Source organism: Bacillus infantis, assembly GCF_020171945.1.
Lineage (GTDB): Bacteria > Bacillota > Bacilli > Bacillales > Cytobacillaceae > Bacillus_AB > Bacillus_AB infantis_A.
The window spans coordinates 141,325-159,381 of the sequence record NZ_JAIVAP010000002.1; the positions used below are offsets into that span (position 1 = coordinate 141,325).

The window sequence follows — 18,057 nt, forward strand, 5'->3', positions numbered from 1 at the left end:
AAAATTTATAAGGGGGAATTGACGATGCCAAAAGAGCCAAAAGGGCAGTCTCATTATATCTATGACGATCAGGGACACAGCCAGGTGAGTGCACAGATCATGGATTCGTACAACAGTGGTGTCATCGACCAGGAAAATGGAAGAGTCGACACATACAGCAGCAAAGAGGAAACAAAATAAAACATTGAAAAAAGTGCAGGGCGCGTTTGCCCTGCACTTTTCCCTTTATTGCCTCCCTTTTTGCAGCTGAAGACAGATGTAAAGGGAAGCGGTGGCTATAAATGAAACGAATCCTGGAGAAGCATTGTCTGGCAGGAGGCTGTAAAAAATGATCCCGAAAATCATGCTGATGATTGCCTGCTTATTTACAAAAGCGGGCTCCCGCAGGACGAGCAGATCTGCTTCAGTCAGCTTCCGCCTTTTTACGAAAAGAAAATCTGCTGCAATAACCGCAGAAATGGGAATGACAAAGGTGCCGAGCAGAGATATGTATTTCTGCGCTGATTCAACGATATCAGGAAAGCAGCTCAGAATGACCGCAGCGAGCCCGAATAGACATGCACTCTTTATCCTCCCGAGCCCCTGGAGTGTATTCAGAAGGCTGAATCCGCCTGTATAGGCATTATTCAGGTTGATGGAAATCATGGACATCATGGCACATGCGAAAATCAGCACAAGCAGGGGAACAGAAGCTGTGAGGGTGCTTGCCGACACAAAAGGATTCAGCTCTCCCAGGAGGCTTGCAGACAGTGCGCCTAAAACGGCTGTGACCGCAAAGCCAGCTGTATTTCCTGAAAAAAGCCCCCAAAAAGCCCCCCGTTCAGATTTAGCATACCTTGCCATATCAGAAGAGGCACTGACTCCTGAAACATATTGGACAAAAGCCAGGCTTGAATAGAACAGGAATGAAGAAAGCTCCCAGCCGCCATGGTTTAGAATCGTACTGTAATCAGTCTGGCCCGCTTTTTGGATCAGCAGGACAAATAGTGCAGCCTGGCCGATCAGCAGAAATGGCATAAAATAGCGTGTTGCTTTTTTCACCGCATCAAAGCCGACAAGCGCCAATATGGCCATGATCAGGGCCAGGCAGACCGAAACTGCCAGAAAAGGCAGCGTGACAGAAAAAAGCCTGCTTCCCAGCCCGGTCAGTACAGCAGTCCCGCCAATCGTCTGAACAGCAAACCAGTATAAGGATGTCAAAGTGCGTATCGGGGACGAAACATATCTTGCCGCCCCTGTGCCAAGCATGCTTCTGATTGCATATTGGGCAGGCAGTCCGTAGCGGGATCCGGGAAGCGTCAAGAAGGACACAAGCAAAAAGGCGAAAGCAGCCCCAATCATAGTGGATGCCACGGCAGCATAAAAAGATAGCCCCCCTGAAATCACGGCAAGTGCTGGGACAAGGAAATTCCCCGAATTTACCGAAAAGGCCATCTGCAGAATCGTGAAATCATACCAGGGAGTTTGTTTAAGGTGGGAGGGAACGGCCTCCAGCCCGAGCTGCTCAATTTTACCCCGGCTGTCTTGTTGTGTGTTGGCAGTTGAAGCCATACTTGCATCAGCTCTCTTTCTAACATCCATTTTACAATAAGCGGTGCTGATGCAGGATATTTTTTTATCCCCGGCCCGCAGAGATGTCATCATAACCGGATAACACCGCAATTTCAGCGAGAGTGTATCTGGACGGTAATGTAAGGGTTTGCAGGCATTATAAAAATTTTTCTTTCTTCTTTTCCTATAAAGGTGTTATAGTAGTATCGGTTCTATCCTATTTACTATATTTTGCAGGAGGTATGCAGCATGCGTATCGGAATACCCAGAGAGATAAAAAACAATGAAAATCGTGTCGCAATGACACCGGCTGGCGTTGTCAATTTGCTGAATTTTGGCCATGAAGTATTTATTGAAACCCAGGCTGGCATGGGATCCGGTTTCAGTGATGAAGATTATACAGCTGCTGGCGCGAAAATTGTAAACAGTGCAGAGGAAGCATGGTCCATGGAAATGGTCATGAAGGTAAAAGAGCCCCTGCCTAGTGAATATGCTTATTTCCGTGAAGGCTTGATTTTATTTACATACTTGCATTTAGCTCCAGAGCCGGAGCTTACGAAGGCTCTGATTGATAATAAAGTGGTTGGGATCGCTTATGAAACGGTCCAGCTTGCCAATAATGCATTGCCCCTTTTGACACCTATGAGCGAGGTTGCCGGAAGGATGGCTTCCCAGATCGGAGCGCAATTCCTGGAGAAGGTCCATGGCGGCAAAGGGATCTTATTATCCGGTGTGCCTGGCGTGCAGCGCGGAAAAGTGACGATCATCGGCGGCGGTGTTGCCGGTACAAATGCAGCTAAAATGGCAGTAGGACTTGGTGCAAAGGTGACAATCATCGACCTGAGCCCGGAACGCCTGCGCCAGCTGGATGATATCTTCGGCAATGATGTGACAACGTTGATGTCCAATCCTTATAATATTGCAGAAGCGGTCAAAGATTCTGATCTGGTAATCGGTGCGGTTCTCATTCCGGGAGCAAAAGCGCCAAAGCTTGTGACAGAAGAAATGATCATGAGCATGAATCCTGGCTCTGTCGTAGTTGATATTGCGATCGACCAGGGCGGGATCTTTGAGACGACTGACAGGATCACTACCCATGACAATCCAACTTATGAGAAGCATGGAGTCGTTCATTACGCGGTAGCCAATATGCCTGGTGCTGTTCCGCGCACTTCAACAATTGCCCTGACAAACGTGACTGTGCCGTATGCGGTCCAGATCGCCAATAAAGGCTATAAGCAGGCATGCGCTGATAATGAAGCTTTGCTGAAGGGCATCAATACCCTTAACGGCTATGTTACCTATAAAGCTGTAGCCGAGGCACATGGCCTTGACTATTCTGATACAGCGACACTGCTTGAGCAGCAGTAAAATAGAAAGATCCGGAGCAGCTGCTCCGGATCTTTTTGTTGTTAAGGAATTTATAAATTGTAAGACTTGTGGATAATTTTCAATTCTTGATCCATGTCCAGCAGCTGCGCCGAGGTCACAAGCCAAACCTCCCAAAAAGGCAAAGAACGCCTTTCCGGGAGGTTCGTCTTGAGGCCCCCAGGATGGGGGTCATGCAGACGTTGCCACAGGACGTGGCGTTCTTAGTCTGCGTTCCTTTAGGGTGATCAAGGCGCTTGCGCTTTTGTCCCTTTAATCAGACAAATTGAAGTTCCTTCGGGAATTTCGTTAAGATCTCTACACCGTTTTCTGTTACGGCCAAATCATCTTCAATCCTGACACCAGCTATGCCAGGTACATAGATTCCAGGCTCAATGGTGAATACCATGCCTTTTTCAAGCTGGAGGGGGTTGGCTGAAGTCAATGAAGGATATTCATGAACACTTACTCCGAGGCCGTGGCCAAGGCGGTGAGGGAAGTACTCTCCATAGCCGGCCTCTGCAATGATGTTTCTTGCCGTCATATCTATTTCAGAGCAGGCAGCCCCTGGCTTTGAAGCCTCTACGGCAGCCAGCTGCGCTTTAAGAACTGTATCATATATTTCTCTCTGCTTCTCACTTATTTCCCCGTATGCGACAGTGCGGGTAATGTCTGAGCAGTATCCGTCGACTACGACGCCCAAATCAAAAAGGACAAGATCGCCTCTCTTGATTTTGGTCATTCCCGGAGTCCCGTGCGGAGAAGCGCCGTTTGCACCGGTCAGGACCATCGTGGAGAAGGACATTTCATTGATGCCCTTTTTCTTCAAGGCATACTCGACCGCGGCAAGGACATCCATCTCGGTTTTGCCTTCTTTAATTTCTTCACAGCCTGTTTGGATGGCAAAGTCGGCCAGGGCGCATGCTTCACGAATGATTTTCAGCTCCTTCTCATCCTTCACCATCCTCAGCTTTCTCAGCTTCTCTTCTGCTGAAACGAATGCCGCGCCGGAGAATAAACCAGAAATTGCTTCATATCGCTCTACATTCATATGTTCTTTTTCAACTGCAGCCCTGCTGACCTTTTGATTCCTTCTTTGAATGGCAGAAGAGATGAATTCCCACGGATTATCCGTATCGCTGTAGCCGATGATTTCATAATTCCATCCGGCATTCTTAGCATCATTTTTTTCCATCCCGGGGCAGACAAGGAAAGGCTCTTCATCCTGGAAAACGCCAAGTCCGAGGAGGCGTTCATGCGGATCGCTGAGGAACCCGCTTAAATAAAAGACATTATCGGGAGAAGTGATAAAGCTGAAGTCGATATTCTCTTCCTTCATCCATTGTGATAACTTGCTGATTCTGCTGTCCATGCAAAAACCTCCTAAATCGTATGTAAGTGCTGTTTGCTTCACGTTAATTGTAAACTTTTAATTGTGAATTAGAAAGGGTATAGAATTATTCCAGGAGGAAATCCTGTATTTTTGTTGAACATTGATTTACATATGATTTTGAAGGGAGAAGATAGCGATGAAGGTTTCATACCATGGGCATGCTGTCGTGAAAATTGAAACAGAAGGCAAAGTGATCTTATTCGATCCATTCATCACAGGCAATGACCTGACAGACCTGAAAGCAGAGGACGTCAAACCGGATGTCATCATCCTGACACACGGCCACAGCGACCATCTTGGAGACACAGTGGAGCTGGCGAGGAACAATGATTCTCTTGTCATTGCAAATGCCGAGCTTGCTGCTTATTTGGGCTGGCAGGGCATCAAGACGCATGCGATGAGCATTGGAGGAGCTTATGAGTTTGATTTTGGAAAGGTAAAGCTTACACCTGCTATCCATGGCACTGGACTGATGACAGAAAATAAAGAGATTATCTATCTTGGCATGCCGGCCGGCGTTCTTTTCATGGCTGAGGGCAAAACGGTTTACCATGCAGGAGATACTGCATTATTTTCCGATATGAAGCTGATTGGCGACCGCCATCCGATTGATGCTGCATTCCTTCCGATTGGCGATAACTTCACAATGGGTCCTGAGGATGCAGCATATGCAGCTGAGCTTCTGCAGGCAGGGGTGACAGTCCCTATCCATTTTAATACTTTCCCTCCGATCAAACAGGATCCGCAAAAATTCATTGAAATGCTTCCTGAAGGCAAAGGCAAGGTGCTTGAAGCGGGAGAATCCATCGAACTGTAAGTGCAGCTGCGGCTGCACTTCTTTTTTTCTGTGTAGGAATTTATGAATTGTAAGTCTTGGGATAAATATCAATTCTTGATCAACGTCCAGCAGCTGCGCCGAGGTCACAAGCCAAACCCTTCTTCTCTAAAGGTCTTTTTCAGGCATGTCCGCATAGATATAAAATAGAAAAAGGAGGAGTTGCAATGAAGAACAATCGGTATTTACTGTGTATCCTGCTGTGCGGGATGATGCTATACTATGCGGTCCCCAAGCTGTCGATTGAAAGCCCGGGGGCGGAAGGCATCTTTGCCGGGGCCTGGCTGCTGCTGGCCCTGTTTGTGGTGGCCGGCAATTTATCCGGACTCCTGTTTTCGCAAGCCAAAGCGAAGGCAAGGCTTTCTGCGGGAGCAGCAGCCAAAAGGAAAAAGAGGCCGGCCAGGAGCTTCAGCAAGTAGCCTGAAGGCGTCAGTTCTGCGGACAATTGTTATAACATCAATAGTAAAATTGAATCGGCCGGGAATTCACCTTATAATAAAATAAGAAAATTTTACAAGATGAACAGCAATTTTAAATAAAGGGTGAAGGTTTTGGCTACTAAGCATGAACAAATTCTGCAATATATAGATGAGCTTCCGATCGGTGAAAAAATATCCGTCAGGCAAATAGCAAAGGCCTTGTCAGTGAGTGAGGGGACAGCTTACCGTGCAATCAAGGATGCTGAAAATAAAGGCTATGTGAGCACGATTGAAAGAGTAGGCACCATCAGGATCGAAAGGAAGAAAAAAGAGAATATTGAAAAACTGACATTTGCTGAAGTGGTCAATATTGTAGACGGGACTGTACTTGGAGGGCGCGACGGCCTCCATAAAACTCTCAACAAATTCGTGATCGGCGCCATGAAGCTGGAAGCCATGATGCGCTATACAGGCGCCGGGAACCTGCTGATCATAGGGAACAGGACACGCGCCCATGAGCTTGCCCTGAAAGCAGAGGCGGCGGTCCTGATCACAGGCGGATTTGATACGGATGATGAAGTCAAAAAGCTGGCAGATGACCTTCAGCTGCCAATCATCTCTACAAGCTATGATACGTTTACTGTAGCCACGATGATCAACAGGGCCATCTATGATCAGCTGATCAAAAAAGAGATTGTCATGGTAGAGGATATATTGACCCCTCTTCAGGAAACAGTATTCCTTTATTCATCTGAAACAGTTTCAGACTGGCATATCCGCAACAGGGAAACCCTTCACAGCCGCTTCCCTGTCGTGGATCAGAATATGAAAATCCAGGGCATGATCACTTCCAAGGATATTATGGGACATGCTCCGGACGCAGCTATCGATAAACTGATGACCAAAAGCCCGATGACTGTAAACGGAAAGACAAGTGTAGCTTCTGCCGCCCATATGATGGTCTGGGAAGGCATCGAGGTCCTTCCTGTTGCAGATGAGACAAACCGGCTTCAGGGAATCATCAGCAGGCAGGATGTGCTCAAGGCGCTGCAGATGATCCAAAGGCAGCCGCAGGTGGGTGAGACGATAGATGATACCGTAACAAGCCAGCTGGTCCTGTCGCGCGGAAAGGCAAGGGGAGAAGATGTATACCGCTGCGAGGTCAGCCCCCAAATGACCAATCCGCTCGGCACCATCTCTTACGGCGTGTTCACAACCATTGTCACCGAAGCAGCCAACAGAGTCCTTAGAAGCTATAAAAAAGGGGACCTTGTCGTAGAAAATATGACCATCTACTTCCTAAAGCCCGTCCAGATCGACAGCATACTCGAAATCGTCCCGAAAATACTTGAAGCAGGGCGCAAATTCGGCAAAGTGGACGTGGAAGTCTTCAGCGAAGGCATCCTCGTAGGAAAAGCCATGATGATGTGCCAGCTCATTGACCGGCATTAAGAAATGCGGAAAAGCCTTGCTATATTAAAGAACGCAGGCTAAGAACGCCACGTCCTGTGGCAATGCCTGCATGACCCACATCCTGTGGGCCCAGCATAAGACGCCTGAGAATAAAAGGCGTTCTTTGCCTTTAATTCCAGCGTGGCTTATGACTCGAGGGGCTAGGCATTGGAGCTAGACAGTGTTCGAAGATCGAAGAGCAATAACTGTTAGATAAAAGCGGAAGCTGCTTGCCATGAGGCAGCATCCGCATCTTAAACCAAGCCCATAAATAAAAGCCGCTTCCATAAGGAACGGCTTTTTGAAAAAGGCTTCAATTTTGCTGTTTGCGAATTTCTTCTGCTTCCTTAGCGGCATATGGGAGATAGTGCTGGTAGGCTTTAAAGCCTGCCCAGACATTGATTCCGCCGAGAATAATGAAGACAGCAGCGACAATATAGGTGACAGTTGTGCTGTAAAGGAAGAGCTGGTTGATGCCGAATAAGGCGACAAACAGCCCCAGCGCGATGCTTGACTTGGCAGACAGCCACTTTTTTTCCGCAGGCCTTTGGCTTCTCACAGTCTTTATTTTATAGAATACATAGAATGCAATGGAAATAATAATCAGTATGACTAAAACAGGCATTTGAATTCCTCCGGGATCATTCTCTTAAGATTAGTATAAGTGACAGCCGATATTGAGCCGGCACCTCTATTATTTTAACGATAATCAGGAGGAAAAGCCATAAAAAGAGCAGGCGTTTCTTTTTCTTTTGATTCTTTTATGCTAATAATTAGATATTCTTTCTAAAAGGAGATCACAATGAAATCAAAAATTCTTGATGAAATAAAAAAATATGATTCCATCATCATCCACCGCCATGTAAGGCCTGATCCTGATGCATACGGCTCCCAGGGCGGGCTTGCGGAAATCATTAAAACTTCTTTCCCGGAAAAAAAGGTATATACGGTCGGGAAGGAGGAAGAGTCGCTAAACTTCATGAGGCGGCTTGACAGCATCCCGGATGAAGCCTATAAAGGGGCTTTGGTCATTGTGTGCGACACAGCCAATCAGGAGCGTGTCTGTGATCAGAGATATACGATGGGCGATAAGCTCATTAAGATCGACCATCACCCGAACGAAGATCCTTATGGCGACCTTATGTGGGTTGATACCGATGCCAGCTCTGTCAGTGAAATGATCTATGAGTTCTACCTGGATGGGAAGGATGCCGGCTTAAAGATGTCTGATGAGGCAGCAAGGCTGATATACGGGGGGATTGTCGGGGATACGGGACGGTTCCTGTTTCCGAGCACAACGGAAAAAACCTTTGAAATTGCTGGTGAATTGATCCGCTATAACTTTTCCCGTACAGATCTTTATGACAAGATGTACGAGCTGAAGCCGAATGTGGTCAAACTGAACGGATATGTCCTGCAGAATTTCGAGGTTCTTGCAAACGGGGCAGCATCCGTGACTATCAGCAGGGAGCTACAGAAGCAATACGGAATTAAGGCTTCAGATGCATCCCTTCTTGTCGGGGTGCTTGGCAATGTCCAGGGAATCAAAGCGTGGGTATTCTTTATAGAGGAAGAAGACCAGATCAGAGTCCGCCTCCGTTCAAAAGGGCCGGTCATCAATGGTCTGGCCAAAAAGTATAAAGGCGGGGGACATCCCCTGGCAGCAGGTGCTTCCATCCATTCATGGGAAGAAAAGAACAATGTCATCAAAGATCTGGAAGAAATCTGCCAGTAACAGACTGGCAGGGCGCCGGTATAATAGGCGCCCTGTCCTTATTCTTCAAAAGATATCTTCAGGGAAATCGTCAATGTTGTGAAAATAACCATTTCACTTACTTCCAGGCGGTATCTTTTATCATTAATGCGGAATGTCCGGTTTTCGATGACTTTCCTGATCAGTCCTGTGCTTCTCGAGACACTCTCCATATCCTTGGCAACGAGGATCCTTATATCTTCCTTGACACTGTCCTCGACCTGGAGCACACTTAATGTATCAAGCTTATATTTTTCAGCATTGGTTATTTTTACTTTTATTTCCTGGACAGTCATCTGTTTAAGGCTTTTCTTGTTCTGTTCCTTGAAGCTCTCCTGCCATAGCTTGATATCATTTCTCAGCCCTGCAATTGTTTCTTCCTGTTTTTCTATCTTAAAACTATAATCCTCCTGCCATACGCCGAAGATAAACAAAAAGATGAACCAGCTGACAGCGCCGCCAATGGCCATGCCGGCAAACAGCTGCTGCCATGCCGGCTTCCTGTAGTAAGGAGGGATCCTCATGATATATGCTCCTGTGTGAGCCAGCTGATGATCAATGCTCCCGTTTGTGCTCCGCCCAATGCGGAAAGAATGAGCATGAACTGTTTGAAAATATCCTTTGTCTCTCCCTGAAACAGCCCTCTTTCAAAGCTGTATACAGCATCAAAAGTACCCCCGATCGCGGCGACGATTGCCCAGATCCTGATCATATTGGAGAGGCGGAACACCTCAGTCAGAGGCGGCTTTCCGGTCAGGAAAGCTGCAAGCCCCCCGATAATCGATCCGCCGATCAAAACACCCAGTGCAATAAAATAGCTTTCCATCATTGAAGCAAAAAATGGCTGGTGTTTCATAGTGTAATCCTTCCTTATCGAGATAGTCGCTCGTTTAAAAGTTTCATAAACTTCTCCTATTCCATCTTATGGACAAACTTCAGCTATTATGTTCATGATCAGGAAAGTTTGGAGGGGTTTTTAAGGCAGATGAGCAAGGCTTTTCCGCATTTCGTATTGTCCAGCTCCAAAGCCTAGCCCCTCGAGTCATAAGTCACTTAGGAATTGAAGGAAAGAACGCCTTCTATTCCTAAGCGCCTTATGCTTGTCGGGGCTGAGCAAGGCTTTTCCGCATTTCTTTTCGTCCAGCTACGGGAGCTAGCTCCTCGAGGTCTTAAGTCAAGCTGATCAAAAGGTTAAAGTGCGAACCTTTCGCTCTGCTCGCCTTAAGCTTGTCGGGGCTGGGCAAGCTCCCTCCGCATTTCGTATTGTCCAGCTCCAAAGCCTAGCCCCTCGAGTCATAAGCCAATCAGGACGGAAGGTTAAAGGACAACCTTCCGTCCTGCTCGTCTTATGCTGGGCCCACAGGATGTGGGTCATGCAGGCGTTGCCACAGGACGTGGCGTTCTTAGCCTGCGTTCTTTAATAGGGCGAGCCGCTTCCGCTTTTCTATTGTCCAGCTCCAAAGCCTAGCCCCTCGAGTCATAAGTCACTTAGGAATTGAAGGGAAAGAACGCCTTCTATTCCTAAGCGCCTTATGCTTGTCGGGGCTGAGCAAGGCTTTTCCGCATTTCGTATTTTCTTTTTGGAAACGGACGTTCTATAATTGATATTATAAAAGTTTTCTTTCTAGTGCGGAGCCGGCGGGGGAGGTTCAGATTCCCTGCAAGGCTTTGTGCCCGGAACGACGGATTAAGGGTGTGAGTTTATGTCATTTATTCACCTTCATGTATATAGTGCATACAGCCTGCTGACAAGTACGGTTTCGGTTGAACAGCTTGTTGCGCGGGCAAAGCAGAAAGGCTTCAGCGCCATTGCTTTGACAGACCGGAATGTAATGTATGGTACGGTTCAGTTTTACAAGGAATGTCTCAAGCATTCTATTAAACCAATCATCGGGCTTTGTGCAGATATCGAATCCGGGGCAGGGGAAAAGGGGCCGAGCCCTTTAGTTCTCCTGGCCCAAAACCAGGAAGGCTTCCAGAACCTCCTGAAAATAACGAGCACTCTTCAAACCAAAGCGGACGGGGGAATCCCTGTCAAATGGCTGAAGCATTATTCCTCAGGGCTTATTGCCCTTACGCCGGGCCTGGAAGGGGAAATCGAGCAGTATATTGCGGGCGGTGAAGAAGATAAGGCGCTTGAATCCATTCTCCTCTATACAGAGATTTTCGGAAAAGACCGGTTTTATCTGGCCTATCAGGATCATGGCATCCCTGAAGAAAAGAAGATAAACAGGAAGCTGAAGGAAATGTCTGTGAAGCATGGCATCCAGACCGCTGCGGCAAATCAGGTGTTTTACGCCGAAAAAGAAGATGCTTTTGCCCAGGAATGTCTTCTGGCCATCAAAAATGGCGATAAACTGCAGGACGAAAACCGCTTCCGTCTTCAAAACGATGAATATTATCTTAAGACAGCAGAAGAAATGTCAGAGGTTTTCACAGAAAGCCCTGAAGCTTTGGAGAACACCATTAAGATCATGGAGCAGTGCAATGTCATGCTGGAGCTTGATAAGAAGCATCTGCCAAAATACCCTGTTTCGGAGGGGGATGCAGATACACTGCTGGAAGAGCTGTGCTGGAAGGGATTTGCGGAGCGCTATCCTGATGCTTCAGAGGTTCACCGCAAACGCCTTCTATACGAGTTAGGCATCATTAAAAAAATGAAGTTCAGCGATTATTTTCTGATTGTCTGGGATTTTATTAAATTCTCGAGGGAAAACGGCATCCTTACTGGCCCTGGCCGGGGATCAGCGGCCGGATCCATGGTGTCGTACGTCCTTTATATAACCGATGCAGATCCAATTGAGCATGAGCTCCTGTTTGAGCGCTTCCTGAATCCGGAGCGGATATCCATGCCTGATATTGACATAGACTTCCCAGACCATAGAAGGGATGAGGTCATCAGATACGTCGCAAAAAAATACGGCGAGCTCCATGTGGCCCAAATTATTACTTTCGGCACGCTGGCAGCCAAAGCGGCAATGCGGGATACCGGAAGGGTGTTCGGCCTGAATGCAAAAGAGCTTGAGCAGGTTTCGCGCCTGATCCCGTCCCGACCGGGCACAAACCTGAAAACAGCCTACAAAGAATCAGAACAACTGCGGGCTTTTACGGAGGAATCCAGCCTGAATAAGAGGTTATTTGAAACAGCGCTGAAAATCGAAGGGCTTCCAAGGCATACATCAACACATGCTGCAGGTGTGGTTATCAGCGAATTTCCCCTCGTTAATGTGGTTCCAATCCAGCAGGGCCATGAAGGAGTCTATTTGACACAATACTCAATGGAGCATCTGGAGGCTGCCGGCCTTTTGAAAATGGACTTCCTCGGGCTGCGCAATCTTTCCCTTATTGAAACGATTTTATCCTCCATTCAGCGGAAAACAGGAAAGAAACCCGATATAAAAAAGATTCCCCTGGATGATGAAAAGACATACAGACTGCTGAGCTCCGGGGAAACGACAGGTGTCTTCCAGCTTGAATCCGATGGGATGCGGAACGTGCTCAAGAAGCTGAAGCCGACCAGATTTGAAGATATCGTGGCAGTCAATGCTTTATACAGGCCGGGGCCGATGGAAAATATCCCATCCTTCATTAACAGAAAGCATGGGAAGGAGCCGATTTCTTACCCGCATCCGGATTTGAAGCCGTATTTAGAGAAAACATACGGGGTCATTGTCTACCAGGAGCAAATCATGCAGATTGCTTCCAAGATGGCCGGCTTTTCTTTGGGAGAAGCAGATTTGCTGAGAAGGGCTGTCAGCAAAAAGCAGAAGGATGTGCTGGACCGGGAGAGGGCCCATTTTGCATCAGGTGCCGTGAGCAGCGGGTATGACGAGAAAACAGCTCAGGAAGTTTACGACCTGATTGTGCGTTTTGCAAATTACGGCTTTAACAGAAGCCACGCTGTCGCCTACAGCTTTATCGCTTACCAGCTTGCTTATTTGAAAGCTAATTATCCTTTGAACTTTATGGCCGCACTCCTTTCACAGGCTTCAGGCAATGAAGATAAGCTTGCCCAGTATATCCGTGAGCTGAAGCATCTGGGGCTCACGCTTCTTCCGCCATCAATCAATTCGAGCGGCTATAGCTTCCAGGCAGAGAGCGGCGGCATCCGCTACAGCCTTGCAGCAGTGAAAGGGATAGGCGCCTCTGTCCTGAAGGATGTCTTCCACGCCCGAAGGCAGAAGCGTTTTGAGGATTTGTTTGATTTTTGCATGAGGGTACCAGCAAAGTCAGCCACCCGGAAAATTCTGGAGGCCTTTGTGCATTCCGGCAGCTTCGACGAATTCGGGGAGGACCGCGCTGTTTTGCTTGCCACCCTGGATATAGCGATTGAGCATGCAGAACTGGTTAAGCCGGATGAGTCCGGCCAGGAGGATTTCTTCTCTGGCGATGAATTTTCCATTAAGCCGAAGTACGCGGAAAATGACCCCATCCGCATTGAAGATAAGCTCCAGTATGAAAAAGAGTATCTTGGACTTTATCTGTCAGACCACCCTGTTTCCGTGTATGCTGCCAGTTTTGCTTCACTCGGTGTCACACAGCTGGCAGATATGGAACCTGGCAGCCGGAATATAAGGACTGCCGCTTATCTTTCAGAAGTAAAAAAAATCAGGACGAAGAAGGGTGAGGCCATGGCTTTCCTGTCCCTGAATGACCAGAGCGGAGAAATGGAGGCAGTCGTATTCCCTGCGGTATATAAAAGGGATTCAGCACTTCTGAAGCAGGGAGCGATCCTTCTCTTGGAAGGCAAAGCCGAGGAGCGGGATGGAAAGAGGCAGTTTATTGTGAACCGTGCGGCAGATATGGGACAGGCAGCAGCAGAAGCAGGCAAACATGAGAGGACCTTATATTTGAAGGTCCCTGAAAATATAGAAACAGCTGAAGGCCTGAAGGAGCTCAAAGCAATCCTGGGGAATAACCCTGGATCAGTTCCGGTCGTCCTGCATTATGCAGGATCTCAAAAGACGATCCGCCTGGCAGAAGGAAACGGAGCAGATGCTTCAGAAAAGCTGTTGAAAGATCTGGGCAGCGTGCTGGGCACTGAAAATGTCATTTTAAAATAGTGGAATTCTTGCCTGTTTCAGGCAGGAATTTTCCTTCTTCCGGCCGAAAGGTTACAGCAGCAAGTCTTCCTGAAATTAGGCAGGGACGGGCGAAAATCCGACATTAGGACCGGTTGTTTTGTCTTTACATCAAATCAGGATATGTTATATTGGTAAATAGATTGACTGGTCAGACCACTAAAAATAAGTCATTTAATAATATAGCAAATGAAACCTTTCTGCTTAAACGAAGGAGTGAGCCGTTTTGACACTAAGAGAAGAAGCTTTGCATATGCACCGCGAAAACCAGGGGAAGCTGGAATCGAAATCCAAGGTCCAGGTACGGAATGCCAAGGATCTAAGCCTTGCTTATTCGCCGGGAGTGGCTGAGCCGTGCAAGGCGATATATGATAAACCGGAAACAGTATATGAGTATACAATGAAGGGCAATATGGTTGCTGTAGTATCAGACGGGACAGCCGTGCTTGGACTCGGCAACATCGGCCCGGAGGCTGCGCTTCCTGTAATGGAAGGGAAAGCGGTCCTTTTTAAAAGCTTTGCAGGCGTTGATGCCTTTCCCATCTGCCTGAATACAACCGATATTGATAAGATCGTTGAAACTGTAAAGCTTCTTGAGCCAACCTTTGGAGGCGTCAATCTGGAGGATATTGCGGCTCCTAATTGCTTCGTGATTGAAGAAAGGCTGAAAAAAGAAACCAATATCCCGATCTTCCACGATGACCAGCATGGCACAGCAATCGTGACAGTTGCAGGGATGGTCAATGCCCTTAAGCTAGCCGGAAAGAAGATGAATGAGGTCAAAGTCGTAGCCAATGGTGCAGGCGCTGCCGGAATTGCCATCATTAAGCTTTTGTACAGCTATGGCGTCAGGGATATCATCATGTGCGATACAAAAGGCGCCATTTATGAGGGCCGTCCGCAGGGCATGAATGATATTAAAAATGAAGTGGCGAAATACACAAACCGTGACAATAAGCAAGGAAGCCTGGCAGATGTCATCGTCGATGCAGACGTATTTATTGGAGTTTCTGTAGAAGGTGCCCTGACAGCAGATATGGTCAGGACGATGAAGCAGGACCCTATTATTTTTGCGATGGCCAATCCTAATCCTGAGATCATGCCTGAAGAAGCAAAAGAGGCAGGTGCAATGGTAGTGGGCACCGGAAGGTCGGATTTCCCTAACCAGGTGAACAATGTCCTTGCTTTTCCCGGAATTTTCCGCGGAGCCCTTGATGTGAGGGCAACACATATAAATGAGAAAATGAAAGTGGCTGCGGTCGAAGCAATTGCCAGCCTGGTCAGCACCGAAGAGCTGACTGCAGACTACGTCATTCCGGGACCATTCGATCCGAGAGTTGCGCCGGCGGTGGCTGCAGCGGTAGCGAGGGCAGCAATGGAGACGGGCGTTGCCAGGATCAAAGTGGATCCTGAAGAAGTAAAGGCAAAAACAAGCAGACTTGCAGTCATTGGAAAAAGTGAGTGATCAGAGAGCGTGAATTTGTCGGAAGGCTCCAAAGTATATGTTGAAATCGTGAAAGAATTAAGATCGATGATCCAGGAGGATGGCTTGAAGCCTGGGGACAAATTGCCTTCTGAACGGGAACTGACAGAGCGCCTGAATGTCGGACGCTCTTCCGTCCGGGAAGCGCTGCGTGCGCTTGAACTGCTTGGCCTTATAGAGACAAGGCGCGGGGAAGGGACATTCATCCGTGACTTCAGGGGGCACCAGCTTGTACAATTATTGAGTACATTCATCCTGCAGGATGAAAAATCAAAGCATGATGTCAGGGAAACGAAATACCTGATAGAGATGGACTGCCTTTGGCTGGTTATGCACAAGGCAGAAGATGCCCAGCTTCTGGAGCTGCGGAAGTGGGTGAATTCATCCGCTTTTGCAGATGATGATTTTTTTTACAAAATTGTCAGCCTGGCGGATAACCATCTGTTCATCAGAATGTGGCTGATCCTGAAGGATTATTATAATTCACTGCATCTGCAAGGGACGGATGCCAGACTCGAAGAGTATACCGGTCTTATCGATGCTCTTTCCACCCGGAAAGAATCCGAAGTCAGGAGAGTGTACCGGGAGTTAAGGAAATTGTCGATTCAGCGGTGACAGTTTTTTGCAGATTCTGCAACGCGATTGTTCTATATTGATAGGGACAAACATACGAAATGCCTGAAGAGGCTTCGTTTTTTAGGGCGGTGGTCTGACCACTGGCTCTTTAGCAGTATTTAAGTATATTGGGGCTTATAGTTTCTGAGGCATTTGCCTGATATTAATTGCTTATGTAACGAATGGGGGAGGTTCACCTTGCTTAAAGATATATTCAGTAAACCCAAAAAGAAGAAATATGCAACCATACCTTCGGAAACCGCAAAGCATGATGTTCCAGAGGGAATTATGACGAAATGTCCTAATTGCAAAAAGATCATGTATACGAAAGAGCTGTCAAAGAATTTAAAAGTATGCTTCCATTGCCAGCACCATCATTCCATGAATTCCCGCGAGCGGCTTAACAGCTTCCTTGATCCGCATACTTTTGAAGAGCTGGATGGAAATATGATTTCCGAGAATCCGCTTGGTTTTCCTGATTATGTGGAGAAGCTGGAGAAGGATCGCAAGAAGACAGGCATCAATGAGGCTGTCGTAACGGGGACTGGTGAAGTAGAAGGCATGAAAGTCTCTGTAGCTGTAATGGATTCAACATTCCGGATGGGAAGCATGGGGTCTGTTGTCGGGGAGAAAATCACCCGGGCGATTGAGAAAGCGGATGAGCTGTCTGTACCGTTCATCATTTTCACTGCTTCCGGCGGCGCAAGGATGCAGGAAGGGGTCCTCAGCCTTATGCAGATGGCCAAGACGAGCGTTGCGCTTAAACGCTTCAGCGATAATGGCGGCCTGATCATCTCGATCATGACCCATCCTACTACCGGAGGCGTTTCAGCAAGCTTCGCCTCACTGGGAGATTACAATTTGGCAGAGCCGGGGGCATTGATCGGCTTTGCGGGCCGGAGGATCATTGAACAGACGATCAGGGAAGAACTGCCTGAGGATTTCCAGACTTCTGAATTCCTGCTTAAGCATGGCCAGCTTGATGCAGTGGTGCCAAGGCCGGAACTAAAGGAGAAAGTAGCTAACATACTCAGCATTCATCAAGGAGGTGACTTCGAATGGTAGGAGAGCTTGAATTTGAAAAGCCTGTCGTTGAACTGAAAAAGAAAATTGCCGAACTGAAGGATTTTACTAAAAATGCAGAAGTCGACCTTTCTGACGAAATAACCAAGCTTGAGAACCGCCTTGAGAAGCTGGAGAAGGATATTTATGAGAATCTGAAGCCTTGGGACAGGGTGCAGATTGCACGCCATCCTTCCCGGCCGACGACGCTTGATTATATATCCCACATCTTTACTGACTTTTTTGAGTGCCATGGAGACAGGGCGTTTGGGGATGATGAAGCGATTGTCGGAGGTATTGCGAAATTCAGGGGACTTCCTGTCACAGTCATCGGCCAGCAGCGCGGCAAGGATACCAAGGAAAATATACGCAGGAATTTCGGGATGCCTCATCCTGAAGGATATCGCAAGGCCCTCCGCCTGATGAAGCAGGCAGAGAAATTTGGCCGTCCGATCATTTGCTTCATTGACACGAAAGGCGCTTATCCCGGGAAGGCAGCAGAAGAGCGGGGGCAGAGTGAAGCCATTGCCCGCAACCTGTTTGAAATGGCTGGCCTCACAGTGCCCGTCCTTTGTGTTGTTATCGGTGAAGGCGGCAGCGGGGGCGCCCTGGCATTGGGAGTCGGGGACCGCATTATGATGCTTGAAAACTCCACCTACTCCGTCATCTCACCAGAAGGGGCAGCAGCAATTCTCTGGAAGGATGCAGCCCAGGCGAAAAGGGCGGCAGAGTCAATGAAGATCACCGCTCCGGATCTGAAGGAGCTGGGAGTTGTTGACGAAGTGATCCCGGAAATCAAAGGGGGAGCCCATAAAGATGTGAGGGGACAGGCATTCGAAATCGAAAGCATTTTGTACTCAGCACTGAAGGAATTGAAAGGCTTGCCAGTGGAGCAGCTTGTCAGCCAAAGATATGATAAATACAAGTCAATCGGGGAATACTCGTTTTTGAATGACTATATTGGGGTAAATTAAAAAACGTGCTTCCAGCACGTTTTTCTTTTACTCAAGTTGTGAAAAGCGGTATGCTTTTGAGTTAAACGCTT

General features: G+C 47.7%; 16 protein-coding genes. 11 read left to right on the forward strand and 5 right to left on the reverse strand.

Features of this window, described 5'->3' with window-relative positions; all coding sequences use genetic code 11:
- Window positions 1-24: 24 nt before the first annotated feature.
- A complete protein-coding gene (locus LCM00_RS04805) occupies window positions 25-180 on the forward strand; it encodes a hypothetical protein (protein WP_224898436.1) in 156 nt (51 codons plus the stop codon).
- 45 nt (window positions 181-225) lie between these two features.
- On the opposite strand, the gene LCM00_RS04810 is transcribed toward LCM00_RS04805, so the two are convergent.
- Complete coding sequence (locus LCM00_RS04810) at window positions 226-1,551, reverse strand: purine-cytosine permease family protein (protein ID WP_224898438.1); 1,326 nt, start codon at window positions 1,549-1,551, stop codon at window positions 226-228.
- Between the two features lie 249 nt (window positions 1,552-1,800).
- On the opposite strand from LCM00_RS04810, the gene ald reads away from it, so the two are divergent.
- On the forward strand, window positions 1,801-2,922 hold the full coding sequence (gene ald, locus LCM00_RS04815) for an alanine dehydrogenase (protein ID WP_224898440.1): 1,122 nt from the start codon (window positions 1,801-1,803) through the stop codon (window positions 2,920-2,922).
- A 274-nt stretch (window positions 2,923-3,196) separates the two neighbouring features.
- Here the strand turns inward: ald and LCM00_RS04820 are convergent, their stop codons facing one another.
- Window positions 3,197-4,291, reverse strand: a complete 1,095-nt coding sequence (locus tag LCM00_RS04820) for a M24 family metallopeptidase (protein WP_224898442.1) — start codon at window positions 4,289-4,291, stop codon at window positions 3,197-3,199.
- A 157-nt stretch (window positions 4,292-4,448) separates the two neighbouring features.
- On the opposite strand from LCM00_RS04820, the gene LCM00_RS04825 reads away from it, so the two are divergent.
- From LCM00_RS04825 to LCM00_RS04835, 3 genes are all read left to right on the forward strand, one after another.
- Window positions 4,449-5,129 carry a metal-dependent hydrolase gene (locus LCM00_RS04825; RefSeq protein ID WP_224898444.1) on the forward strand — a complete coding sequence of 227 codons (681 nt, stop codon included), beginning with the start codon at window positions 4,449-4,451 and terminating at the stop codon, window positions 5,127-5,129.
- Between the two features lie 185 nt (window positions 5,130-5,314).
- Window positions 5,315-5,566: a hypothetical protein gene (locus LCM00_RS04830; protein ID WP_224898446.1), complete on the forward strand. Its 252-nt coding sequence runs from the start codon at window positions 5,315-5,317 to the stop codon at window positions 5,564-5,566.
- Window positions 5,567-5,698: 132 nt separating this feature from the next.
- Window positions 5,699-7,018, forward strand: coding sequence for a CBS domain-containing protein (locus LCM00_RS04835; RefSeq protein ID WP_224898447.1), 1,320 nt, complete (start codon window positions 5,699-5,701; stop codon window positions 7,016-7,018).
- 313 nt (window positions 7,019-7,331) lie between these two features.
- Here the strand turns inward: LCM00_RS04835 and LCM00_RS04840 are convergent, their stop codons facing one another.
- Entirely contained in the window at window positions 7,332-7,643 is a 312-nt protein-coding gene (locus LCM00_RS04840) for a YtpI family protein (protein ID WP_224898449.1), read from the reverse strand.
- A 177-nt stretch (window positions 7,644-7,820) separates the two neighbouring features.
- Between LCM00_RS04840 and LCM00_RS04845 the strand changes: the two genes are divergently transcribed.
- Window positions 7,821-8,753 carry a DHH family phosphoesterase gene (locus tag LCM00_RS04845; RefSeq protein ID WP_224898451.1) on the forward strand — a complete coding sequence of 311 codons (933 nt, stop codon included), beginning with the start codon at window positions 7,821-7,823 and terminating at the stop codon, window positions 8,751-8,753.
- Between the two features lie 38 nt (window positions 8,754-8,791).
- Here the strand turns inward: LCM00_RS04845 and ytrI are convergent, their stop codons facing one another.
- Complete coding sequence (ytrI, locus tag LCM00_RS04850; protein WP_224898453.1) at window positions 8,792-9,295, reverse strand: sporulation membrane protein YtrI; 504 nt, start codon at window positions 9,293-9,295, stop codon at window positions 8,792-8,794.
- A complete protein-coding gene (locus LCM00_RS04855) occupies window positions 9,292-9,627 on the reverse strand; it encodes a YtrH family sporulation protein (protein WP_009791343.1) in 336 nt (111 codons plus the stop codon). The genes ytrI and LCM00_RS04855 overlap by 4 nt, the downstream gene beginning before the upstream one ends.
- 847 nt (window positions 9,628-10,474) lie before the next feature.
- On the opposite strand from LCM00_RS04855, the gene dnaE reads away from it, so the two are divergent.
- From dnaE to accA, 5 genes are all read left to right on the forward strand, one after another.
- Window positions 10,475-13,834, forward strand: coding sequence for a DNA polymerase III subunit alpha (gene dnaE, locus LCM00_RS04860; protein ID WP_224898455.1), 3,360 nt, complete (start codon window positions 10,475-10,477; stop codon window positions 13,832-13,834).
- A gap of 244 nt (window positions 13,835-14,078) precedes the next feature.
- On the forward strand, window positions 14,079-15,317 hold the full coding sequence (locus LCM00_RS04865) for an NAD(P)-dependent malic enzyme (protein ID WP_224898457.1): 1,239 nt from the start codon (window positions 14,079-14,081) through the stop codon (window positions 15,315-15,317).
- Between the two features lie 66 nt (window positions 15,318-15,383).
- Entirely contained in the window at window positions 15,384-15,950 is a 567-nt protein-coding gene (locus tag LCM00_RS04870) for a FadR/GntR family transcriptional regulator (protein ID WP_404802145.1), read from the forward strand.
- Window positions 15,951-16,148: 198 nt separating this feature from the next.
- The gene (accD, locus tag LCM00_RS04875; RefSeq protein ID WP_224898459.1) at window positions 16,149-17,015 is read left to right on the forward strand and encodes an acetyl-CoA carboxylase, carboxyltransferase subunit beta; all 867 of its coding nucleotides are present in this window, start codon (window positions 16,149-16,151) and stop codon (window positions 17,013-17,015) included.
- The gene (gene accA, locus LCM00_RS04880; protein WP_224898461.1) at window positions 17,009-17,986 is read left to right on the forward strand and encodes an acetyl-CoA carboxylase carboxyl transferase subunit alpha; all 978 of its coding nucleotides are present in this window, start codon (window positions 17,009-17,011) and stop codon (window positions 17,984-17,986) included. Before accD ends, accA begins: the two co-directional genes overlap by 7 nt.
- Window positions 17,987-18,057 lie beyond the last annotated feature (71 nt).